The following is a 22818-nucleotide window of genomic DNA, read 5'->3' on the forward strand; positions in this document are numbered from 1 at the left end:
CCGCTCGCAATTAGGCCAATCGCCTTCTCTACAGCAGGCGATGGCGGTCGCGCGTCTCGTAATCGGGCACATCGCCTACTCTACGATAGGCGATTGCGCTCGACTCGACCCGCCCGCCATTTCCAAACTTATGTACGCATCGTTCGCTCATCCGCCGCGCGTCCGACCGACGCCGCCGCCCCTGCGATCGAGCGGCACATCGCCAGGTAAGCCATGCGCGCTTCGGGCGTCCAGCCATTGGCGTATCTTTTCTCCCAGACCCGTTCGTCCTGTTCGAGGAAGCCTTCGATCGCCCGAACCGGAGCCAAGCGCGCGGCATCCGCGCACATGCGCTCCGCGTGACGCAAATATTCGCCGATGACGGGCATCGCCTGCTCATAGTCGTCGATATCCTCCGCCGGACCGCCCGCGATCAGCGCAGCCAAGATCCCGCCGGCTCCCTCGTAGAGCGACGGATCGATCGCATCCGCTTGAAGCGCCTCCTCCAAATCGCCCTTGAGCGCGCAAGTATAGGCCAGCAGGCCGTCGCCGATCCGATTGCGGAATCCCTCGCGCAGCAGCCAGTCCCGAATCTCCTGCGTCTCCGGATCGAGGCGTTCGACGAGGTAAATCCGGCCCCATCCGTCGATGCACCGCGCCAGCTCGCAGAGCGATTTATTGGACTGCTCCATGCTCATGAGCGCAGAAGCCGCGTATAGCGTGAACTCCTCGTGCTTGCCTAGCGTGAACGTCAGCTCCCTGTGCCGCTCGCTGCCGTATTGGCTCAGCAAGGCGAGTCCGAACTTCACGACATTGCGGTGCACGCTATGCCGAGCCATCCACAACGCCTCTTCGTACAGATTGCCGGCGTTTAATCCCGGAAGCTTATGTAAGGCCTGAAGCGCCGGACTGATCGCATCCAGCGACTCCTCGCGCATGAGCGCTAGATAGGCGGCTCTTCGGTTGCGGACATTGCGGTCGCGACTGAGCCTGGCGAGCAGGCGCGTCAATTCCTTGGCGACGCCTTCATCTTCGATGGCGCGGATCGGGCCGATGGCCTCCAAGCCCTGCTGGCGCAGCGCCTCCCGGCGTTCGGGCTTGTCCGCGTATTCATCGTCGTCCGGCAGCGCCTGCGACTTCAGTTTGCCGTCCTGACCCGTCCGCAGGACGATCATATCGTAGGCCGACGGCTTGCCGGCCCAGGGATACAGCGGGGCGACGGCTGCGTGGTGAAGCATACGGATCTCTTCCTTCCGACCGGCAATCGGTCTGGCCGTATCAAGCCGGATTGCCGTTACGTATGTATTACCCGCCTGGCAGATATTGCATCGGAAAACTAAGCGGCATGCGTCCGTACACGTAAAAAAGAGGCGCGCGGATCGAATCCGCGCGCCTCGCAGGAGAACAAGTCATTATTGCGTCAAAACGATATGCGCGGCCGTCAGCTTCGGCAGCTTGTACGTAAAAGTATTGTTCTCGATATCCGCCGCGCCCTGCAGCTCTACGATCTCGGCGCTCGAGCCGTCGAAGGCGAAGACGCGCGCATGCCGGTATTGCGTCGCTCCGGCGATATGGATCGTCGCGTTCATCGCATAATCGTTATTTTTATTCAGCGCGATCAGGTGCAGCTCGCCGGCGCTCTCGTCAGAAACCGAGCCGTAGACCGAGCTGTTCTCTACGTTGTTCGTCTCCGCCTTGACCTTGATCGAGCCGAAGTGAGCGCCTTGGCCGTCGTAGCTGGTGAACAGCTTGACCGCGGCCGAGATATACGGCGCCTCCTTCAGCCCGTTCACCATCTTCCAGAAGGTCGCGAGGTGAACGCCGTATTTGCCGAAAATGCCGAGTACGTCCGCTTGAGCGATGCCGCCGTACACGTTGTTTTCGCCGCCGTAGTTGTACTCGGTAATCGCGATCTTCGTGCCGGGATTGTAGGCGTCGATCGACTGCTGCGTCCGCGGCAGGATCGGCAGGAACGCGTTGTACCATTGGCCGATCCAGCTGTTCTCCGTATAAGTCGGATCCCACAGCGATCGCGGCGCCTGCATTCGGGCTTTGTTCGCCTCGAGATTATCGTAGGAGGCCAGATCCGTAATGCGAAAGCCGCCCGCGGAAATCTCGGGGTACCAGTGGTAGTCGACCGCGTCCAGCAGACGCTTGCCTTGCTGGGCGGAGGCCGCGCGGAACTTGTCCAGGTAGTAGTCCATGAACCACTTGTAACCGCCGCTCTTCAGCGACTCCCAATCGTCGGCTGCGTGCATGCTGTACAACTCGTCGAAGCTGTAAGAGGCGGGGCCGTACATTTCCGCATAAGGATCTACGTTTTTGACCGCCTTGGCGAGCTCGATGCCCTTGTTCGTCACTTCCGCAGCGCCCGGCTTGTCCGGATGCATGTACGGATGCGTCTTCTGCCATAGGCTCGGCTCGTTGTCGATCGAGTAGCCCTTGATGCCGGTCGCGGTGCTCGCGTTGCCGAACCGGTGGACGAGGGAATTGACGAATTCGTCCATATAAACGGCGTTGTCGTTCAAATCGGGCGTCAGGCTGAGCGGCGCGTTCTTCGCGGCGTACACCGGCAGCCAACGGTTCGAAGGCGCGGTATCCCAGGATTGAACCGCTCCGTTCTTGTCCGCGGCGACGTAGCCGCCGGTCTGCAGCGTGGCCAGCGTGTACGATCCCATCGCCAGCGACTTCTGATGGAAGCCGGCGATGCCGATGCCCGGCTCGTCCATATTGCCGCCGTACGGCACGCCGCCATAATACCAAGGGACGTAGTTGTCGCTTCTGTGGCCATAGTCGTCGCCGGCGTTGGAGGCGTTCGTCTCCCAATTGTAGGTGGTCAGGCGGTTGCCGCCCGTACGGCGCGCGCCCCAATGCTCGGTGCCGGTCAGATCGTCGTTCGTACCGTAAATGTAAGGACTGATCGGCGCCCGGTCGGCATCCGGGTCGATCTCGAATTGCACGCCGAAGTCTCCGGTCGGGGTCAGCAACGTGTTGGTCACGACCTTGTCGCTCCACTTGCCGCGCGTCTCCCCGTCCTTGGCCCGCACCCGGTAGACGTGCTTCGTGCCTGCGGCCAGCGCGCCATGCGTATAGGAAGTTTGCAGTCCGACGTCCGTCACGGCGCCGTCGACCTCGACTTCGTAGCCGGTTACTTCCTCTCCGAGCGGAGACCAGGTCAGCGCGACGCTGTTCTCCGTCGTCTTGCCCCGGACATTGACCGGCGCGGGCAGGTCCTGCTCGCCCAATGTACGGACGACGACGGCGCCGCTCCAGATGCCGACCTTGTCCCCCTTGCGCGTACGAACCTTGTACGCATGCTTCGTCCCCGTCTTGAGCCATGGATCCAGGTAAGACGTCTCCGTAATGCCTTGGACGATCGTGCCGTCCGCGCTTACGTCGTAGCTCGTCGCGCCTTCGACCGCATCCCAGGACAGCAGGATCTCCGTCTCGGTCGGCTCGCCCGCGATGGCGGCCGGCGCGGCCGGGATGTCCAGCAGCTTCGGTTCGGCGCCCCAAACGAGCTGTCCGTCGACATACGCCGTCGACTTATCGTTCGGAGTCGATGCGGTAGCGCCCTTATAGGTGTAATCGTTGGTTTGCGTAAAGTCGGTCCAGTTGTCTTTGTTGATCCATGTGTAGACGCCGGCCTTCGCGCCAGGATTCAGCTTGCCCGCATCTGCCGCAAAGTCGAGCTCCAGATAGTAGTCGGCCGTCTCTGCGGGAATCGGCATCTTCACGAAGCGCGCGGTCACCTTCTCCTTGGCCACGGTGCTCCAGAAGCCGATCGACAGCGGCCTTTCGCCGTCGATCGTGAAGTAGTAGCGCGCCGTCACGCCGCCCAGGTCGATCGGCGCCGCCCCGGTATTGAAGATCTCAAGCTCCGGCGTCGGCATCTGCGCGGCCGCCTTGTTCCCCGTCTTGACGCGCACCTCGAGCGCCGGACCCGCCGGCGGCGTCGCAGTCGGCGTGGCGGTCGGGGACGCCGTAGGCGTGGCGGTCGGCACCGGCGTCGGCGTCGGCGAGCCGGTCGGCGTTGCCGTAGGCGTCGCGGTCGGCGCCGGCGTCTGTCCGCCGCTGCCGGAGGCCGCTTCCACGTTGACGAAGGCCGCGCCGGCATGCCACTTATGATAGGCGCTCCAGCCGGCGCCGAATACGCCAAGGCTGATCGTATACTTGCCCGGCGCCGCGCCGGCCGGCACGCGCCAGGTGAATGCGACCGTCTTTTCCACGCCCGCCTGCAGCTGCACATTGTCCTTGAACGTCTGGCCGACCTTGGCGAGCGCCGGATCGAATACTTCGGCGTCGAGCAGCACGGCGACATCCTCCGCGGCCGTCACGTGAACGTCGATCGTCAACTCTTCGCCTGCCTTCACCGTACCCGGCGACACGGTCGCCGACGTTGCGTACGCTTCTGCCGCGGCATAGACCGCTCTATCCGCACCGGCGGACGCTAAACTGCCCAGCAGCAGCGCCGCCGCGGCCATCGCCGCAATCGCTTTTTTTCCGATTCCGTTTTTGATTCCGTTTTTGAATCCGATGAATCTCATCATTCTCTCCCTCTCTCTGTATCTTGCTACGTCAGCTTAACAGAGCGGGCGAATGCGATTATGTGTCCGGCGTTACAAAAATATCGAAAATTTGCATGCCGAAAACGCGCCGTTTTGCGAACATGTGTGCGAGAAATGTTATAATAAGAGCTCCTAGCAAACCGGAAACCGAAGCGAGGTCTAGCGATGTTCATAGAAGATGCGCCGCCGGAAAACGACCCGCGGTGGGAGGACCTGCTGCGCCGCGTCGCGGAAACGTTCGACGACCTGACGCTTAAGCGCGGCTATCAATATTACAAGCAAGGGCGCGTCAAGATATCCGATCCCGAGGACATGCGGCATCTGCAGGCCGAGGTGACGGGCACGGCGACCTATCGGACGCGAGTCGACCTTGAAGCCTTGGAGGACGGCAAATGCAGCTGTCCTGTCGGCCGCCCGTGCAAGCACATGACAGCTGTGCTCATGGAATGGGCCGGCTATCACGGCTATCCCGTCCCGACGCTGGCCAACGCCAAGACCCTTGCGTCGCGCCCGCGTCCCGCCTCCGCCGGTCGGCAGCAGAACGCCGAGATCGAGCGGCTCGCGAGAGACGCGGTCCGCATTCCCGAGATGAGCGTCCCCGAGTGGCTGGATCTGTTCGGCAGGTGCCTCGCGCCTATCGCCGGCCAGGTGCGCAACACCCAGTACGTGAAGCAGGCGCTCGGCCTCTTTTACAAGATCAAGCCGGCGCTCCCGCCCGTCGCGGAGCGGCTGTTCGAGCTGAGCGCGCTGCTGTTCCTCATGCGCCATGCGGCCGAGACCCAGAGCAACCCGGCGCTTGGGCCGAATTCGTATCTCGGCTACTTCACGCATCTGGCCGTGACGGACCTTCACGAAGCCGCGATGGGCTGCCTGGATCGCCCGCTGCCCGCTGCGGACGAGCCGCTCGCGCGCGACCGCCTGCTCGGGACGGTCGACATCCTCCGGGCAGCGATGCTCGCGCCCGGCCCGACGCAGGACTACGAGCTGAAGCATTACGGCCGCCTGTGGGAGACGTGGCTCGCGCCCCCGTACGGAAGCGAAGCCCTCTGCGCGGAGGAGCTCCGCAAGCTCGAGGCGGCCGAGCCCGGCCTGCCTCCCCAGAGCAAAGGCGCATGGAACGCGGCCGTGCTGCGAATGCTGTTCGGCCTGAACGACGACGATCGCGCGCTGGCCTTGCTTGCCGGCGAATCGGGCCGTCTGGGCTCGGCCCACGTCGCGCAGCTCTCGGAGATGCTCGGCGAGCTCGCCCGGAGGGAAGAATGGCAACGCCTGCTCCGATGGCTGACCGAGCTGGGTCCCTTGATGAGCGGCAGGCGCTTGCGGGAGCTCGAGACGTATGCCGGGTTGTGGGATGCCGTCGTCGCCAAGCTGCCCGAGGCGGAGCCCCGGATGTGGGAGACGCTGGAATCGCTGCTGCCGTCCTCCCAGTCCATCTACGAGAGTCGGCTGCTCGCCGCGGGACGGTACGAAGAATGGATCGACATCCAGCTGTCGTTCGGCCGCGAGCCGCTCGACTACCGGGCGACCGAGTTGGCGCCGCTGGAGAAGGAAGCGCCGCATGCGCTGCTCCCTTTTTACCATCAGGCGGTCGAACGTTATGTGGCGATGAAAAACCGAGCCAGCTACAAATCGGCGGTGAAGCTGCTGAAGCGGCTCGCCAAGCTGTACAAGAAAATGAAGCGCGAGGAGCGCTGGATCGAATTTTACGAGCTGTTCGAGCTGCGCCACAGCAGGTTGCGCGCGCTGCAGGAAGAGCTGCGGAAAGGAAAGCTGTCATGAACGCGCAGCGGGATACGATCAGCGTCGACGTGCGGCTGAGCGAGCACGGCGACGCGCTGATATACGGCGTACTGGAAGGCTACGGCTACGTGCCCGGGCTCCTTCTGAAGCACAGGCTGTTCGCCTGGCACGAGGCTTCGTTCTACGGAACGAATCTGGACGTGAGCCAGGTCGAGCTGCCGGCGGGCGTCGATCCGATTCACGGCAAGGCGGAGATCGTCATCCTGCCCGCCGAGCATGTACTGGCCTTCTTCGCGGAGCCGCGGCTGCTGAAGCACGTGGAGTGGCGGATTGCGGGAGAAGGCCGCCTGCTCGTCGAGCGGGCTCCCCGACTCGCGGAATGGATCGAGGAACGCCGGTATATTCCCCATCTGGACGCTTATCGCCGGGGCCTGCTGCAGTGGACCTGGGAAGGCGAGCTGCCGCAAGCCGACGAAGAAGCGGCGGACGGCGGATTGGCGGACGATGCATTCGTGGAAGGCCTGCGCGCCGCTTTCTCTGCGGCCGTGCGGGAGCGTCACTACGGTACGGAGACGGGTTATTCCGACCTGCGGCGGGAGTACCCGCTGCTGTTCGACAAAAGCGCCGCGTCCGCGGCCGGCATGGACGAGCGCGCCTGGCTCGAGGCGATCGGCTGGCGGCCGGACATGGCGCCGTTCAGGCCGATCCTGCGACTGCTCGAGCCTTATGCGGCGGGCAACGCGCCGGACGATTGGCGGCTGCAGCTCGCGCTGCAGAGCAAGCGGGACGAGACGATCGTGCATCCCGCGAAGCTCGGCGCGGACGGCTCGGTCTCCGGGCGCTGGCCCGCAGCCTGGAACGAAGAGGCTAGCGGGCGGGCCCCCGGCTGGCTGGAGCGGCTGCGCGCGGCGCTGCCGCCCGAGCGTCTCGCCGGCGGACCGCGGGACTTGCTGGCCGCGCCGCTGGGCGACGAAGCGGCCTGGCGCTTCCTCTCGGCCGACAGCAATCGGCTGCTCGAGGCCGGCTGGCGGGTGCTGCTGCCCGCCTGGTGGGAGGCGGCCACCCGCAAGAAGCCGCGGCTGCGCGCCAAGATCGCGCCCGAGTCCGGCGGCAAGGGCAGCTCGCTGTTCGGGCTGGACGCGATCGTCGACTTCGACTGGCGCGTCGCCATCGGAGACGCGGACTTCAGCGAGGAGGAGTTCGCCGCGCTCGTCGCGCGCAACCAGCGGCTCGTCCGACACCGCGGCCAATGGATCGCGCTCGATCCGGCGCTGCTCACGCAGATCCGGCGCATGATGACGGGCATGGACAAGCACGCGGGCCTCTCCTTCCAAGATGTGCTGCAGCTTCACCTGCTTGGCGAGGGCGAGGATGAGGACGACGCCGAGACGGAGGCGTCGGCGGAGGCGTCCGCCGCGCGCGTGCGGCTGGAGGTCGAGCTGAACGAGCATCTCGCCTCGTTCTTCGCGCAGCTCGGACGGCCTTCGGAGTGGCCGCTGCCCGAGCCGCCGGCGGACCTGCAGGCGACGCTTCGGACGTACCAGCGCGAAGGCTTCGGCTGGCTCACCTCGCTGCGGCGCTTCGGCCTCGGCGCGGTGCTCGCGGACGACATGGGCCTCGGCAAGACCGTCCAGCTCATCGCCTATCTGCTGCAGCTGCGCCACGATACGCCGCCGGAGCGGCGCCGCGCCGCGCTGATCGTCTGCCCCACCTCGGTGCTGGGCAACTGGCAGAAGGAGATCGCGCGCTTCGCGCCTTCGCTTTCGGTCAGCCTGCATTACGGCGGCGGCCGGATCACGGACGCGGAGGCCTTCGGCGCCCAGGCGGCGAACGCCGAAGTCGTGCTCACCTCGTTCGCCACGGCGTCGCTCGATCAGGAGCTGCTGCAGACTTATGTGTGGGCGGCGATCTGCCTCGACGAAGCGCAAAATATCAAAAACGCGCAGACCAAGCAGTCCGTCGCCGTGCGCAGCTTGTCCGCGGGACAGCGCATCGCGCTCACCGGCACGCCGATCGAGAACCGGCTGGCCGAGCTGTGGTCGATCTACGACTTCATCGCGCCGGGCTACCTCGGGACGCAGCGCGCCTTCCAGGAGCGGTTCGCCACGCCGATCGAGCGCAACCATGACGAGCGAAGGACGGCCGAGCTCAAGCGCCTCGTCGGACCTTTTATGCTCCGGCGCAAGAAGAAGGATCCGAACATCCAGCTCGACCTGCCGGACAAAAACGAGATGAAGACTTACGTCCCGCTAACGCCCGAGCAAAGCGCGCTCTATGAGCAGACCGTAAACGAGCTTCTGGAACGGATGAAGGCGCTCGAAGGCATCGAGCGAAAAGGCGCGATCCTCGCGGCGCTCACCCGTCTCAAGCAGGTGTGCGATCATCCGGCGTTGCTGAACAAGGTGCAAGAGAAGACGGCCGCCGCCGCTTCGGAGGATAAAAAGGGGCCCGCTGGCGGGGCGGAGCCTGCGTCGCCTGACAAGTCGCCAGGCAAGTCGCCAGGCAAGTCGCCAGGCAAGTCGGCCGACGAGTCGCCGGCGCCTTCCGAGGCGGAGCTGGCCGAGCTGGTCTCTCGTTCGGCCAAGCTCGAGCGGCTGCTCGCCATGGTAAAGGAGCTCCGTGACGAGGGCGACCGCTGCCTCATTTTCACCCAATACGTCGGCATGGGAGAGATGCTGCGCCTCGTGCTGTCGCAGGAGCTCGGCGAGCCCGTGCTCTACCTGAACGGCAGCACGTCCAAGACGGCGCGCGATCGGATGATCGAGCGCTTCCAGTCGCAGACGCTGCCGCAGGACGAGCAGCCGAACGTGTTCATCCTCTCGCTCAAGGCGGGAGGCGTCGGCCTTAATCTTACCGCGGCCAACCACGTGTTCCACTTCGACCGCTGGTGGAATCCAGCCGTCGAGAACCAGGCGACCGACCGCGCCTACCGGATGGGCCAGACCAAGGACGTGCAGGTGCACAAGTTCATCTCCCTCGGCACTCTCGAGGAGCGCATCGACGAGATGCTGGAGAGCAAGCAGCAGCTCAGCGACAACGTCATCTCTTCCTCCGAGGGCTGGATCACCGAGCTGTCGACCGACGATCTGCGCGACTTGATCACGCTTCGGCGGGGAATGAACGGCTGACGCAAAAACGCCTCCGGCAAAGAGGCGTTTTTGCTTGGCGTTCGAGGGACCCGGCAGGCGGGTTCAAATTAGCGGATAATGTCCTTCGTAGCGCGGATGCGCGTAGTACGGCGGACGCGGACCGATCAACGGCAGATTCAGCGTAAAAAAATCTCCGTAGGCGACCTTAACCATGGCGTCCGATTCGTTGATTAGCAGCGCGTCCGCTTTCTTGCTGAACGAGTATGGCACCTTCACAATAGATCACCCTCCATCGGGCTGTTCGCCGTCATAGCCTATGTCGGATTGGGTCAGTCGGTGATAGACTAACAAAAACAAAAGGGGGCACTGAAATTGATTAAAGAATTGTCCGAAGAAACGCAATGGCTCGAAGCTTATCCGGTCATGAACGAGCTGCGGACGAATTTGGATCAAGACGCTTACCTCGGCTTATTGCGCGAGATGAATGCCGAAGGCTACAAAATGCTCGCGTTGTACGACGAAGACCGGATCGTAGCGTTGGCCGGCGTCATTGTGCTGACGAATTTCTATTTCGGCAAGCATGTGTTCGTCTATGACCTGGTCACCAAAGCTTCCGAGCGCTCCAAAGGACACGGCGAGACCCTGCTCGAGTACGTCCATCAGTATGCAAAAGATAACGGATGCCGGACGGTGGCCTTGGAGTCGGGGTTAGCGCGCGTGGATGCCCATCGGTTTTACGAGACGAAAATGGGTTATCGCAAACCGGGTTTCTCGTTTACCAAAACGCTTTGACCCCCTTCCTCTCCCAACGTCGTCCTCTCGTCGCAAAGCCCTCTTCATCGTCCCGCCCCGAAGCGGCTAGGCACCCGTCTAGCCGCTTCGGCATAGGGTGAGAAATAACGATATCGAGGAAGACCCGCAGCTTCCAGGTCCGAAGCGCGAGTCGCCGATTCACGGGAGGCCTACATGACCGACAAGCGCGATAACGAGAACGAGTTGGCGCAAATACGAAGCATGCAGCTCAAATTCGAAGAAGCGAAAATCGACGCCCCTTATCCCCTCTATCCCAGCTATGGTACCGTCACGCGCTACGAGGACATCGCGATCAGCGTGCCCGAGCAGCGTCAATACCGTCAGCCCGGCATCGAGAATCTGATGGTACCGAAGCCTATCGTCGACAATCCGCATTACAAAGGCAGCGCCAAGCTCGAGGGCAAAGCCGCGCTGATCACCGGCGGCGACAGTGGCATCGGCGCTGCGGCCGCCATCGCTTTCGCCAAGGAAGGCGCCGACGTCGCCATCTCCTACCTCGACGAGCACGAGGACGCGGAGCGCACCAAAACCTGCATCGAGGCGTACGGCCGAAGCTGCCTCCTGCTGCCCGGCGACGTGCGCGAAAAAGCCGTGAGCGAATCGATCGTCCACGACACCGCAAAAGCGTTCGGACGCCTGGACGTCCTCGTCAACAACGTCGGCATCCAGTTTCAGCAGAACGAGCTGGAGGATATCACCGACGAGCAGTTCGAGAATACGTTCAAAGTGAACTTCTTCTCGCACTTCCATACGACTCGCGCGGCGCTGCCTTACCTGAAGCCCGGCGCCTCGATCATCGGCACGGCTTCGGTCGTCGCTTACGTCGGCGAAAAGACGCTCCTCGACTACACCGCGACCAAAGGCGCCATCGTCGGCTGGACGCGCGCGCTGGCGCGCAACCTGGCTCCGAAGGGCATTCGCGTCAACGCGGTCGCCCCCGGCCCGATCTGGACGCCGCTCATCCCGAGCAGCTTCTCCCCGGACCAGGTGGCCGTCTTCGGCGCAGGAACGATGCTGGGCCGTCCCGGGCAGCCGTTCGAGCTCGCTCCGACGTACGTCTATCTCGCGTCCGACGACTCCCGCTACGTCACCGCGCAGGTCCTCCACGTCGACGGCGGCCAATCGACGCATAGCTGAAGCGCATTCCGCTCCATCACCGACTTATCGATTCGCGCTTATTTTAATATCTCCCGTGTCGTTGATCGGGTCATTGAGCGTCTTCTCCGCGGCGATGTTCCCGTCCGCATCCAGCGCCTGAACCGTATAAGGCACCGACGCGAAGCCGGGCAACAGGACGAACCAAAGTCTCTTGCCCGGTTCATATTCAACGACATCCGCTGCGTATTTGCCCGGTTTCGCGCCACTGGTCTTCAGGATGACGCCGGTGACGGACGCATCGGTCAGCTCCCCAACCACCAACGGATAAGGACCGGGCACGTCTGGATATTTGTTCGGCATCGTCATGTAATTCAACAGCGTGCGAACGCCGGTCGCTCCCTGCTCGCCGTAGCTGATGCCGTAGCCTGCGATATTTGAGGTCGTGATCCTCGATGTCCGCCAAGCGCCTCGCCTCCCCTACGCCATAAAGACAACGGAGCGTTCCCGTTTGTTCCGCTATTTTGCATTTTAACGATATCCCTTTCGATCAGGAAGATGCGCAAGGTTCACTTGTTTGAACGATATCCCCTTCGGTCAGGAACAGGCTACTACCCCCTCCCGAAGCCCCACTGCTATCCCCGCCTGACGGAAAGGGATACTGTTCAAATAGAGACGAGGCAAATGAAGACGAGGCACATAGAGCTTGCCACCCCTCCTGAGCGAAAGGGATACCGTTCAAACGTAAAAAAGGCGTTTATCGCGCGAAAAAGCCATCCACTCCTCCGGCGCGAACCGGAATAGCGGATGGCTGTATATGAAGCTGGGTGTCACACGCTCTGCAGCTGCTCTGCGGCGGGTTCGCCCGCTTCAGGCGCTCCCTCGCCGGCCTGCCGGAGCTCCACCGACAAGCCGCCTCCCGACGCTTCCACCGTCATGGTCGAGCCTTCCGGCGCCAAGCCTGCGATCAGCGCTCTCGCCACCCGCGTCTCGAGATGGCGCTGGATGAACCGCTTCAGCGGACGCGCGCCGTATACGGGATCGAAGCCTTCCTTCGCGATGAACCGGACGGCTTCGTCCGTCAACCGCAGGGCGATGCCGCGCTCGGACAGGCGTTCGGCCAGGCCACGCGCCAGCTTACGAACGATCGATTCGATCTCGTCCCGCGACAGCGGCTTGAACAGGACGATGTCGTCCACGCGGTTCAGGAACTCCGGCCGGAAGTGTCCGGACAGCTCTTTCATGACGCGGTCGCGCACAGCCGGCGCGATATCGCCGTTGTCGTCCACACCCTGCAGCAGATGCGGGGAGCCGATGTTCGACGTCATGATGACGATCGTATTCTTAAAATCGACGACGCGCCCTTGCGAGTCGGTCAGACGGCCGTCGTCGAGCAGCTGCAGCAGGACGTTGAATACGTCCGGATGCGCCTTCTCGACTTCGTCGAGCAGCACGACGGTGTACGGCTGCCTGCGAACGGCCTCGGTGAGCTGCCCGCCCTCCTCGTAGCCCACGTATCCGGGAGGCGCGCCGACCAGACGCGACACGCTGTGCTTTTCCATATACTCCGACATGTCGATCCGGATCATGCCGTCTTCGCGGTCGAACAGCGTCGCCGCGAGCGCCTTGGCCAGCTCCGTCTTGCCGACGCCGGTCGGCCCCAGGAACAGGAACGATCCGATCGGCCGATTCGGATCCTGGATACCCGCGCGCGCCCGCAGCACGGCGTCGGCGACGAGACCGACGGCCTCTTCTTGGCCGACGACGCGCTCGTGCAGCGTTTCTTCCAGTCGCAGCAGCTTGTCGCGCTCGCCTTCGACCAGACGCTTGACCGGGATTCCCGTCCAGCGCGAGACGATGTCCGCGATCTCTTCCTCGGTTACGGACTCCCGCAGCAGCCGGGTCTCTCCTTCTTGCTCGGCCGCCTCCTCCGCCGCCTTGAGCTGGCGCTCCAGATCGGGGATGATGCCGTAGCTCAGCTCCGCCGAACGGTTCAGGTCGTATTCTTCCTGCGCGTCGGCCAAGTCTTTGCGCGCTTGCTCAAGCCGCTTTTGCAGCTCGCGCACGCCTTGGATCGCGGCTTTTTCCTTTTCCCAGCGTGCCATCATGCCCAGATGCTTTTCCTTCAGATCCGCCAGCTCCCGCTGAAGCGACTCCAGCCGGCGCTTGCTGGCATCGTCGGACTCCTTCTTGAGCGCGGCTTCTTCGATCTCCATCTGCATCATGCGCCGCATGACCTCGTCCATCTCGCCGGGCATCGAGTCGATCTCCGTGCGGATCATCGCGCAGGCTTCGTCGACCAGGTCGATCGCCTTGTCCGGCAGGAAGCGATCCGCGATATAGCGGTTGGAGAGCGTGCCTGCCGCCACCAGCGCGCTGTCGTGGATTTTAACCCCGTGGTGGAGCTCGAAACGTTCCTTCAAGCCGCGCAAAATGGAGATCGTATCCTCGACGTTCGGCTCGCTGACGAGCACCTGCTGGAATCTGCGCTCGAGCGCCGGGTCCTTTTCGATATAGGTCCGGTATTCGTCGAGCGTGGTCGCGCCGATACAGTGAAGCTCGCCCCGCGCCAGCATCGGCTTAAGCATGTTGCCGGCGTCCATCGCGCCCTCGGTCTTGCCGGCGCCGACGATCGTATGCAGCTCGTCGATGAACAGGATGATCCGGCCATCGCTCTCCTTCACTTCCTTCAGCACGGCTTGAAGCCGCTCCTCGAACTCCCCGCGGTACTTCGCGCCGGCGACGAGCGCGCTCATGTCCAGCGAAAATACGGTCTTGTCCTTCAGCCCCTCCGGCACGTCCTTGCGCACGATCCGCTGGGCCAATCCTTCGACGATTGCCGTCTTGCCGACGCCCGGTTCGCCGATCAGTACCGGGTTGTTCTTCGTCTTGCGGGAAAGAATGCGGATGACTCGCCGAATCTCGCTATCCCGACCGATGACCGGATCGACCTTGCCCGCCCGCACTTCGGCGACGAGATCGCGTCCGTACTTTTCCAATACCTCGTACGTCGCTTCCGGCTCCCGGCTCGTGACGCGCTGATGGCCGCGAATCTCCTTGAGAACGGCGAGCAGCCGCTCCCGCGTCAGACCGAAGCCGTCGAATAGCTCGCGCACGTCGCGGTTGCCGTCCCTAGGCGCGGAAGCCATCGCGAGCGCCGCGTGCTCGACCGCGACGTATTCGTCCGTCATCGACGCGGCTTCGCGCTCCGCCTGTTCCAGCACGGCCACGAGCGCAGGCGATGCGTACCGCTTGACCGAATCCGATCCGCCGACGCGCGGGCGCTTCATCAAGCGTCCCATCGCTTGCCGATCCATCTCGGCCGGCTCAACGTCAGCCCGCTGCAGCAGTCTCGGCAGCAGACCGTCTTGCTGCTTCAGCAGTGCCGCCAGCAAGTGCAGCGAATCGATCTCCGGATGTCCGCTCGCGCCGGCCAGCGATTGCGCGCCTGCGACGGCTTCCTGCAGTTTTTGCGTATATTTGTTGAAGTCCATATGCGTCTCTCCCTTATCGGTTAAAATGGTGTCCCGCTTGCAGCCGATTCATGCCGATTAAGCGTGCGCCCGGAAGCATCAGCTTTTTGTACGCGGCTTAATGCCCGCCTTGAAGCTGCTGCGCTCCGCGAGCTGTCTATACAGCTCCCGCTCCGCCTCACTCGGATTGGGCTGTACGGCGAGCGCGACGTCGAACAGAATGTCGCCATATCCGCCGTCCTTGCGCCGCAGCCCCTTGGCCGGTATGCGCAGCTGCTTGCCCGCGGGAAAATCGGGCGGAATCCGCAGCTTGACCTGGCCGCCGTCCGGCAGCCGGACGATGGCTTCTCCGCCAAGCACGGCCTGCCACGGCGCAGCTTCCACCGTCGCGCGCAAATCCCCGTCCTCGCCGAGCGCATACGATTCATTCGGCTCGACGGACAGCTCGATCAGCAGCTCGTCGCCTTCCTGCAAGCCGTTCGCGCCGTCTCCCTTGAGCCGGATGACGGTGCCGTCCGCCATCCGTTCGGGCACGCGCAGCGCGATATCCTTGGGCCCGACCCTCACGTTGACCTTGGCTCCCCGCCAAGCCTGCTCCAAGCTGACGTTCAGCCGGGCATGCTGCGTTCGCTGGCTTGCGCCGAACGGATCGAACCCCGACGCGCCCCAAGCGGCTCCGCCTCCGAACCCGGTCGTATCGTCGCCGTAAGCGCCGAAACCTTCGAAGCCGCCGAAGCCGTTCCTTCCTCCGGAAGCGCCCTCGTAGGCGCCGAAGCCCGCCCTGCTGCCGATCCCGCCTTTGCCGAAGAGCATCTCGTACAGCTCCTCCTCGGACAATCCTGCCGCATCCTGACCGCCGCCGCTCCAGCTCCATGCGCCGCCGTTCCGCGAGCCGCCCGGTCCGCCTCCGCCTGCCCGTCCCGCATACTCGCGCCGCATCGCGTCATAGCGCTGCTCTTCTTCGTATGCCTGCCTTTTATCGTCATGGCTCAGAATGTCGTAAGCCTCCGCGATCTCCTTGAACTTCGACTCCGCCTCGGGGGCTTTATTCACGTCGGGATGCCACTTCTTGGCCAGCTTCTGGTAAGCCTTCTTGATCTCCTGCTTCGTCGCGTCCTTGCCGACGCCGAGCGCTTCATACGGATTGCCGATCTTCATTGCGCATCTCCTCCCCCGGGCAGTCTCGTTTGACCTTTCTTGACCTTAATGCCATTATAGACCTATCAAGCGCATATGCCAAAGCCGGTTTCAGGCGTTTTGAGGCGATTTTAAACCCATAACCGCCATATATCTCACTCGGAAGGCCTGTTTTGACCATTGCTGACCTTTACTAGCAATTTAGAAATTGCCGACACCGCCCGACCTCGTTCAATTCGACGGACTCAGGATCCGCTATTCCGCAAAAAACACAACGAAACCAGTGGCTTCCGGACACAGAATCAACTATTTTACTTGATCGCACGCGATGACGCCGCTGCGAGCCGCAATAGCGGATCTATAGTCCTAGTAAGCGGCTATCCTTCCGAATAGCTGCCGAAAGCGGACCTACAGTCCGTCAACTTGCCGGATGCTGCCGTTCGATCCGACGCCAATATCCCCTTCGCCTGCGCGAAGGGGATAGCGTTAAAATGTACGGCATACCAAACCACTCATGGAACGGTCAGCAATCCACCCGCCTACTGCCAGCCTACTTCGAACCTCCCGCGAGCAATCCTCCACCCTACTGCCAGCCGTCTAGCAGCCTTCTGCCCGCCCTCTGCCAACCAACCCGCCTGTCCCTGCGCCTCGGCTTCGCCTTGCCGATTGCGCCGGCGCGTCACTCCGCCCCGCTCGCTTGATCCAGCTTGGCGAACAGATCCCTGAAGATCGCGTCCCGGTCGACATGCGTCACGTAGCGGATCGGATGGCGCCTCTCCGCCTCCGCCACGTCCCATCGGAAGTCGTCGGTCACGCGCGGACTCGGCGTGAGCACGCTCGGACACCACTCGGGCCTGACCAGCCATGCGATCGCGGATAGATCCCAGATCACGCGCGAGCGCCCTGTGTGATCGTTCATGCAATTGCGGTACGTCTCGTATAGGTATTGCCCGAGCGGACCTTTGTCCTTGACGTAGTCCCGCAGCTCGGATAGCGTCGTCGTCAGGTGCGACACGACGCCCATGCAGGGCAGCAGAATCAGCGGCACGCCCGAGTCCAGCACGACGCGCGTCGCATGCAGATCCTGCGCGAGATTGAACTCTCGCGTATCCTGCCAGTGGAAGGCGTGGCCGCCTAGCCAGACGAGCACGATCCGGTCCGCTACGGCAGGCTCGAGCAGCAGCGCCGAGGCGACGTTGGTGATCGCGCCGATGGCGACGACATAGAGGGGATCATCCTCCCCCCGCGCCAGCGCCCTGCGAATCAGATCCCGGGCGGCCTCGCTCTCCACCGGCTCGTCGGGACCGGGCAAATAAGCCGTCGATCCCCGGCATACAGGCATCGTCTCCCTGCCGGCGAGCGAACGAATCTTCAATATTTCCCGATAGCTTTTCTCCATGCCGTCCGCGGGTCCATCCGATAGCTCGTTGTAAAACGGAGCGGCATGAACGGCCTCCACCTCCACGGCTTCCGGCGAGCACAACGCGTAGATGAGGGCGAACTGGTCGTCGATCTCATTGTATGTATCGGTATCCAGCACGATGGACACCTTTTTGCCGGGGTGCGCCAGCCGGCTGACGCGACGATCCTCCGTCGTTGATACGAACGGCTTCACCATGATTGAATCATCCCTTCTTATTCTTTTTGGCTGAATGCGTACGGCGCGTATGTTAGACTGATAGTTAAATTATATATAGGATAACGCTTTAAACGTATCTTGTTCCGGCCGATATCTATCACGATCTGGCTGATCATGGAGAGGAGCACCGTCTATGGAGGCGCGGCTAGACTTTCTTTTCCCCGTCGCCCACGAGCCCGGGAACGACGTGACGCTGCATCGTCACGGCTGCCATGAGCTGGTTTACTATTTGAAAGGAAGCGGAAGGACGCGCATCGGCGATCGCGATTACGAATACCGCGAGGACGATTATGCGCTGATCCGGCCGGGGACGTTTCACGACGAGCGTCATGCCGCGCCGACCGAGGTGCTGTGTCTGGGTTTTGCGCCGCTTCGGGAATCGGCGCTTCCCGAAGGCGTCTTTTCCGATCGCAGGCCCAAAGACGGCGAAGGCGCCCACGACCCCCTCCTGCCGCTGCTGCTCGGGATGGCCAAGGAAATGAAAAATAAAGACGAGGACTACGCCGGCATGCTCGATCTGCTGACCTCCCAGCTCGTCCTGACGCTTCGGCGGCGGAGGCTGACCGGAGGTTCGCCCACGTATGCGGAGGATAAGTTCCGTTACGCCATTAATTATATGAACGAAAATTTTCATCGGCGGATCGACTTCGGCTCGCTCGCCGCCATGGCGGGGTACAGCCTCGATCGGTACCGCCATTTGTTCAAGGCGGAGACCGGCGCGTCGCCCGGACGCTATGTGCTCGGCAGGCGAATCGCGCATGCCCGGACGCTGCTGCGAGAGACGAAGCGCAGCATATCCGAGATCGCGGCGGACTGCGGCTTCGCGAGCGACTCGCAGTTTTGCAGCCTGTTCAAACGCGAAACGGGATGGAGCCCCGGCGCCTATCGCAAGGTCAACGCATAACCACGCCAAAAAAAGGAGCGCAGGGCCCCAGCCCGTGCGCTCCTTTCGCAGACACGATTAACTTTTGCGCCAGACGTCCTCATATTCGGCGTTGCGCTTGAATTGCACGAGCGCGTAGGAACACAAGGGCACGATCTTTTTTCCATCCGCGCGGGCTTCCTCGACGACTTTGTCCAGCATCCGCCGGGCAATGTCGCCGCCCCGGTATTCCGGAGATACGTACGTATGGTTCAGCAGCCAGGTGTTCTCCCCGTCCGGCATGAACGTGATCTCGCCGATCTGCTCGCCGTTCTCGCGAACGACGAAGGCGTTGCCCTCTTTATGAATGACGCCGACCTCGTCTCTTTTCTTCCAGCCCCTGAACGTATCCTTCGCCTCGGTCACGGTATCCTTCACGCTGCCGATCGTATCTTGAACGTCGGACTTGATGCCATCGATATGTCCTTTCATGCTGTCCATTTCCTTTTTGATGCCCTCCATCGGACTGCTCATGGCGTTCGCCTCCTCTATTGAGCCGCTATGGCATATACTACTATATACCCGCTTCGCTCGCGGTTATTCAACTGCGGGTCCGACGCTACCGCGTTTCAGGCAAAAGGAAGGGCCTGCCACGGTTTCGTCATTGTGCGATCGGGATAAATACATTATAATATGAGCAAGTATTCATATGTTTTTATGCTCGCTAGGACGGAAGGGCTGACTGCAATGGATAAACGAAACGAACGTTTGACGGCTGACCAGACCGCAGACAACGCGAAAGCACAAAATTCAGGCGGCGATCACGCGCATTCGGCCGCCTGCGCCCATGGGCACGATCACGGCGATGACGGACACGCGCACGGGCACGGCCATCACGGTCACCATCACGGGATCGGCGGACATCATCATCACGGGCGCGAAGGCGACCGCCGCGGACTGACGATCGCTCTCGCGATCACCGCGGGCATCATGCTGCTGGAGTTCGTCGGCGGGCTGCTCACCGACAGTCTCGCGCTGTTGTCCGACTCCGGCCATATGCTGAGCGACACGAGCGCGCTGGCGTTGAGCCTGGCCGCGCTCTGGTTCGCCTCGCGTCCGGCCTCGGCGAAGCGCACCTACGGCTTCCATCGCTTCGAGATTCTCGCCGCGCTGTTCAACGGCGTCGCGCTGTTCGTCATCGCGGGCTTCATCGTCTACGAAGCCATCGGCCGGATGGCGTCTCCGCCGGAAGTATCCGGCGGACCGATGATGGCGATCGCCGCCGTCGGCCTCATCGCCAATCTGGCCAGCGCCTGGGCGCTCACGCGCCAAGGCGACGTGGAGAACAACGTCAACATGCGCAGCGCGTACCTGCACGTGCTCGGCGACGCGCTCGGCTCCGTCGGCGCCATCGCGGCAGGCATTCTCATGATGGCCTTCGGCTGGTACATCGCCGATCCGATCATCTCGATCGTCGTATCCGTCCTGATCCTGCGGAGCGCATGGCTCGTCATCACGCAGACGGTCCACGTGCTGATGGAAGGCACGCCGGCCGGCATCGATCACGAAGAAGTGAAGTCCGCGCTGCTCACGCTCGACGGCGTCCGCGACGTGCACGACCTGCATATCTGGACGATCACCTCGGGCCTCGACTCCTTCAGCTGCCACATCCTCGTCAAGGAAGGGGTCCAGTGCCAGGACGTGCTGCAGCGCGCGATCTCCCTCATCGAAGGCCGCTTCGGCATCAGCCACGCGACCATCCAGGTCGAGAGCGGCGCCATCCGGCACAAAGAGATTCCTGTCTAGCCGGCTAGATCGACGATTCGAATCTTTCGGATCCGCACAGATCCGCCTCCCATCTCCGACCATCTATCGAGCAAAAGTACACGATAGAGATCAGTACCCGCTCGTCGTCGCGTCTATCGCGCAAAAGTGCAGGAATTTCACCTGAAACACATTGGATCCCGCGCAAAGAGGCGAGCTACCACGCACTTTTGCGCGATAGATCGCAAAAACCCGCCATACTGGCCGTGGATGATGTACTTTTGCAGGATGGAATTAACCTTTTAACTCGCTTAAATAAAAAAGGGAAGCACGCGCCTTTGCGACGCGGCCTCCCTTTTTTATTTGCGCTTGTTCAAGAAGATGTTTTCCCTGCGCTTGCGCTCCTGCATCAGACGCTCCTGCTCGTAGACATGCGCGACCTCGCTCTGGATCCTCATCGAGCAGCTCTGGCACAGCTTGCCCTTCCGGATCGGCGCCTCGCACAGGTCGCAAGCGTCGGTCAGGTTCGGATAATCGTATACCTTCAGCTTCCCTTTGCGGATCCACGCGCGAATCAGCTCGGGACGCTCGTCTACCCGCTCCGCCAGCTCCTCCGTGGTCAGCTTGCGGTTCGCGCGAAGCTCTTTTTCCATACGATTCATCAGCGCGTCCTCGGCGGCGGTGCAGGCTGCGCACAGCTGCCTGAGATTAATCTGATAGATTCTGCCGCAACCCGGGCAATGATCCACGCGCAATTCGGAAGTCATAAGCCATCCCGCCTGTCTAGCTGTAGTTTAATTCATAATACCACAGCCGCAGGTGACCGCCTATCGCGAAGTAGATTCGGCGCGCCGCCAGGCCATACCGCCGATTATCTGAGCAAACCGCCCCGGCCCTTGGCCAGATTAACATCACGAATCTTGTCCAGCGCGATCTTCGGCGTCCGGTCCTCCGTGAGCAGCCCGTTCACCTCTTGCTGAACGTCGGAGACTTGGGTGTAGCAGTACCCGCAAATGTAATCGGTATCCTTGATCGCCTGCGTAATGCTCCGGAACCGCTCGAGGAACGCCTCCTCCGAATCGACTTGGTTGCCGTAGCCCCAGCCCTTGTCGGTGCGGAAGGCGATGCCGCCGAATTCGCTGATCACGATCGGCTGGCCGCGGTATTCGTAGCCTTGCGCCAGCGCATACCTGTGGTTGCAGTGAGCGATCTCGTTCGACGTGATGGCTTCCTTGCCGGCGTAGCGTTCGGCGAAGGCCGCCCCGTCCTCTTCATAGTCGTGAAGCGTGAGTATGTCGGAGATCGTATGCTCCCAGCCGTCGTTCACGACGACCGGACGGTACGGATCGATCGCCTTGGTCAGGTAATAGATCGATTCGGTAAACTGCTGCTGCTTGCGGTCCGCGAACACGTTGCCGATGCCCCAGGACTCGTTGAACGGCACCCAGGTGATGATCGACGGGTGATTGTAATGCTGCCGGACGATGTCCAGCCACTCCCGCGTGAACCTCGACACGGCTTCGTCGTTGAACTCGTACGTCGCGGGAACCTCCGACCAGACGAGCAAGCCCTTCACGTCGCACCAGTACAGGAAGCGCGGATCCTCGATCTTCTGGTGCTTGCGCACGCCGTTGTAGCCCATTTCCATGATCAGGTCAATATCCTTGACGAGCGCTTCGACCGAAGGCGGCGTCAGATGGGTATCGGTCCAGTAGCCCTGGTCCAGAATGAGACGCTGATAGATCGGCTGATTGTTAAGAAGGATCTGGCTCTTCAGAATCGACACCTTGCGCATGCCGAAATACGAGCTGACGCGGTCCGCGACCCGATCTCCGTCCGTCAGCACGAACTCGACCTCGTAGAGCTTCGGATTTTGCGGACTCCAGAGCTCGACCCGCCATTCCCGCGCTTCGCTGATCAGGTCGACGCTCGCGGACAAGGCGTCGCGGTCGACGGCGATGCTCGTCTCCTTGATCAGCGCGCCGTCCATGGCGATGCGCGTCGTCAATCGCAGAGCGGCGCCGGCCGTCCGGCCTTGCACCCGGTAGTCGAAACGCACGGTGTTCGCGTCGACGTCCGGCGTGATCTTGACGGACTCCACATGCCGCGCGTCGACGCACTCCAGCCACACGGGCTGCCAGATGCCGGTCGTCTGCACGTACCAGCAGCCGAAGTTCGCTTCGCGCCAGCGTTGCTTGCCCCGCGGCTGCGTGCAGCTGTCGCTGTCTTCCGCCTTGAGGACGATCGCGTTGGCGCCGTCGTTCAGATACCGCGTGATATCGAAGGAGAACGCGGTATACCCGCCTTCGTGGAGGCCGACGTATTCGCCGTTCACCCACAGCTTGGCGACATAGTCGACGGCCTGGAAATGAAGGTTAACGCGTTTGCCCCGCTGCTCGGCCGGCACCTCGAACGTCCGGCGGTACCAGACGTACGGGTGGAACTTCTCTTCGCCGATGCCGCTCGCCTTCGTCTCGTAGGCGAACGGCACTTGAATCTTGCGGTCTCCCGGAAACGTCCGGTACCACTGCCGCGACTCTCCTTCATTGCCGTCGTCGAAGCCGAAGTCCCATTCGCCGTTCAAATCGAGCCAAAATTCGCGAACGAACTGCGGTCTCGGGTATTCTTCGCGATACATGCTAAGCGCCATGTCGTTTCA

16 protein-coding genes are annotated in these 22818 nt (G+C 62.4%); 6 read left to right on the forward strand and 10 right to left on the reverse strand.

The window, feature by feature from the left end; all coding sequences use genetic code 11:
- Positions 1-128: 128 nt before the first annotated feature.
- Positions 129-1217, reverse strand: a complete 1089-nt coding sequence (locus BM235_RS24670) for a hypothetical protein (RefSeq protein WP_090116921.1) — start codon at positions 1215-1217, stop codon at positions 129-131.
- A gap of 174 nt (positions 1218-1391) precedes the next feature.
- Positions 1392-4529, reverse strand: a complete 3138-nt coding sequence (locus BM235_RS24675) for a glycoside hydrolase family 44 protein (protein WP_090116922.1) — start codon at positions 4527-4529, stop codon at positions 1392-1394.
- A gap of 183 nt (positions 4530-4712) precedes the next feature.
- Here BM235_RS24675 and BM235_RS24680 point away from each other — a divergent pair, with 183 nt between their 5' ends.
- Together BM235_RS24680 and BM235_RS24685 are read left to right on the forward strand one after the other, a co-directional pair.
- A complete protein-coding gene (locus BM235_RS24680) occupies positions 4713-6326 on the forward strand; it encodes an SWIM zinc finger family protein (RefSeq protein ID WP_090116923.1) in 1614 nt (537 codons plus the stop codon).
- Positions 6323-9415, forward strand: a complete 3093-nt coding sequence (locus BM235_RS24685) for a DEAD/DEAH box helicase (RefSeq protein WP_090116924.1) — start codon at positions 6323-6325, stop codon at positions 9413-9415. Before BM235_RS24680 ends, BM235_RS24685 begins: the two co-directional genes overlap by 4 nt.
- A 63-nt stretch (positions 9416-9478) precedes the next feature.
- Here BM235_RS24685 and BM235_RS32165 read toward each other — a convergent pair whose 3' ends face one another.
- On the reverse strand, positions 9479-9652 hold the full coding sequence (locus BM235_RS32165) for a hypothetical protein (RefSeq protein WP_158544098.1): 174 nt from the start codon (positions 9650-9652) through the stop codon (positions 9479-9481).
- A 96-nt stretch (positions 9653-9748) separates the two neighbouring features.
- Here BM235_RS32165 and BM235_RS24690 point away from each other — a divergent pair, with 96 nt between their 5' ends.
- Together BM235_RS24690 and BM235_RS24695 are read left to right on the forward strand one after the other, a co-directional pair.
- A complete protein-coding gene (locus tag BM235_RS24690; RefSeq protein ID WP_369803547.1) occupies positions 9749-10168 on the forward strand; it encodes a GNAT family N-acetyltransferase in 420 nt (139 codons plus the stop codon).
- Positions 10169-10342: 174 nt separating this feature from the next.
- Positions 10343-11326, forward strand: a complete 984-nt coding sequence (locus BM235_RS24695) for an SDR family oxidoreductase (protein WP_090116925.1) — start codon at positions 10343-10345, stop codon at positions 11324-11326.
- A 24-nt stretch (positions 11327-11350) separates the two neighbouring features.
- On the opposite strand, the gene BM235_RS24700 is transcribed toward BM235_RS24695, so the two are convergent.
- The 4 genes from BM235_RS24700 to BM235_RS24715 all read right to left on the reverse strand — a co-directional run bounded on the left by BM235_RS24700 (position 11351) and on the right by BM235_RS24715 (position 17512).
- On the reverse strand, positions 11351-11662 hold the full coding sequence (locus BM235_RS24700; protein ID WP_143106728.1) for a hypothetical protein: 312 nt from the start codon (positions 11660-11662) through the stop codon (positions 11351-11353).
- 452 nt (positions 11663-12114) lie between these two features.
- A complete protein-coding gene (gene clpB, locus BM235_RS24705; RefSeq protein WP_090116927.1) occupies positions 12115-14778 on the reverse strand; it encodes an ATP-dependent chaperone ClpB in 2664 nt (887 codons plus the stop codon).
- A 78-nt stretch (positions 14779-14856) separates the two neighbouring features.
- Positions 14857-15915 carry a DnaJ domain-containing protein gene (locus tag BM235_RS24710; RefSeq protein WP_090116928.1) on the reverse strand — a complete coding sequence of 353 codons (1059 nt, stop codon included), beginning with the start codon at positions 15913-15915 and terminating at the stop codon, positions 14857-14859.
- Positions 15916-16573: 658 nt separating this feature from the next.
- The gene (locus BM235_RS24715) at positions 16574-17512 is read right to left on the reverse strand and encodes a nucleoside hydrolase (protein ID WP_090116929.1); all 939 of its coding nucleotides are present in this window, start codon (positions 17510-17512) and stop codon (positions 16574-16576) included.
- Between the two features lie 154 nt (positions 17513-17666).
- Between BM235_RS24715 and BM235_RS24720 the strand changes: the two genes are divergently transcribed.
- A complete protein-coding gene (locus BM235_RS24720) occupies positions 17667-18437 on the forward strand; it encodes an AraC family transcriptional regulator (protein WP_090116930.1) in 771 nt (256 codons plus the stop codon).
- A 57-nt stretch (positions 18438-18494) separates the two neighbouring features.
- Here BM235_RS24720 and BM235_RS24725 read toward each other — a convergent pair whose 3' ends face one another.
- A complete protein-coding gene (locus tag BM235_RS24725) occupies positions 18495-18929 on the reverse strand; it encodes a GNAT family N-acetyltransferase (protein WP_255374583.1) in 435 nt (144 codons plus the stop codon).
- Positions 18930-19142: 213 nt separating this feature from the next.
- On the opposite strand from BM235_RS24725, the gene BM235_RS24730 reads away from it, so the two are divergent.
- Positions 19143-20201, forward strand: a complete 1059-nt coding sequence (locus BM235_RS24730; RefSeq protein WP_090116931.1) for a cation diffusion facilitator family transporter — start codon at positions 19143-19145, stop codon at positions 20199-20201.
- A gap of 317 nt (positions 20202-20518) precedes the next feature.
- Here BM235_RS24730 and BM235_RS24735 read toward each other — a convergent pair whose 3' ends face one another.
- Both BM235_RS24735 and BM235_RS24740 read right to left on the reverse strand, forming a co-directional pair.
- Positions 20519-20926: a hypothetical protein gene (locus BM235_RS24735; RefSeq protein ID WP_090116932.1), complete on the reverse strand. Its 408-nt coding sequence runs from the start codon at positions 20924-20926 to the stop codon at positions 20519-20521.
- Between the two features lie 104 nt (positions 20927-21030).
- Positions 21031-22809 carry a glycoside hydrolase family 2 protein gene (locus BM235_RS24740; RefSeq protein ID WP_090116933.1) on the reverse strand — a complete coding sequence of 593 codons (1779 nt, stop codon included), beginning with the start codon at positions 22807-22809 and terminating at the stop codon, positions 21031-21033.
- Positions 22810-22818: the final 9 nt, after the last annotated feature.

It is taken from the genome of Cohnella sp. OV330 (assembly GCF_900112065.1).
Classification (GTDB): domain Bacteria; phylum Bacillota; class Bacilli; order Paenibacillales; family Paenibacillaceae; genus Cohnella.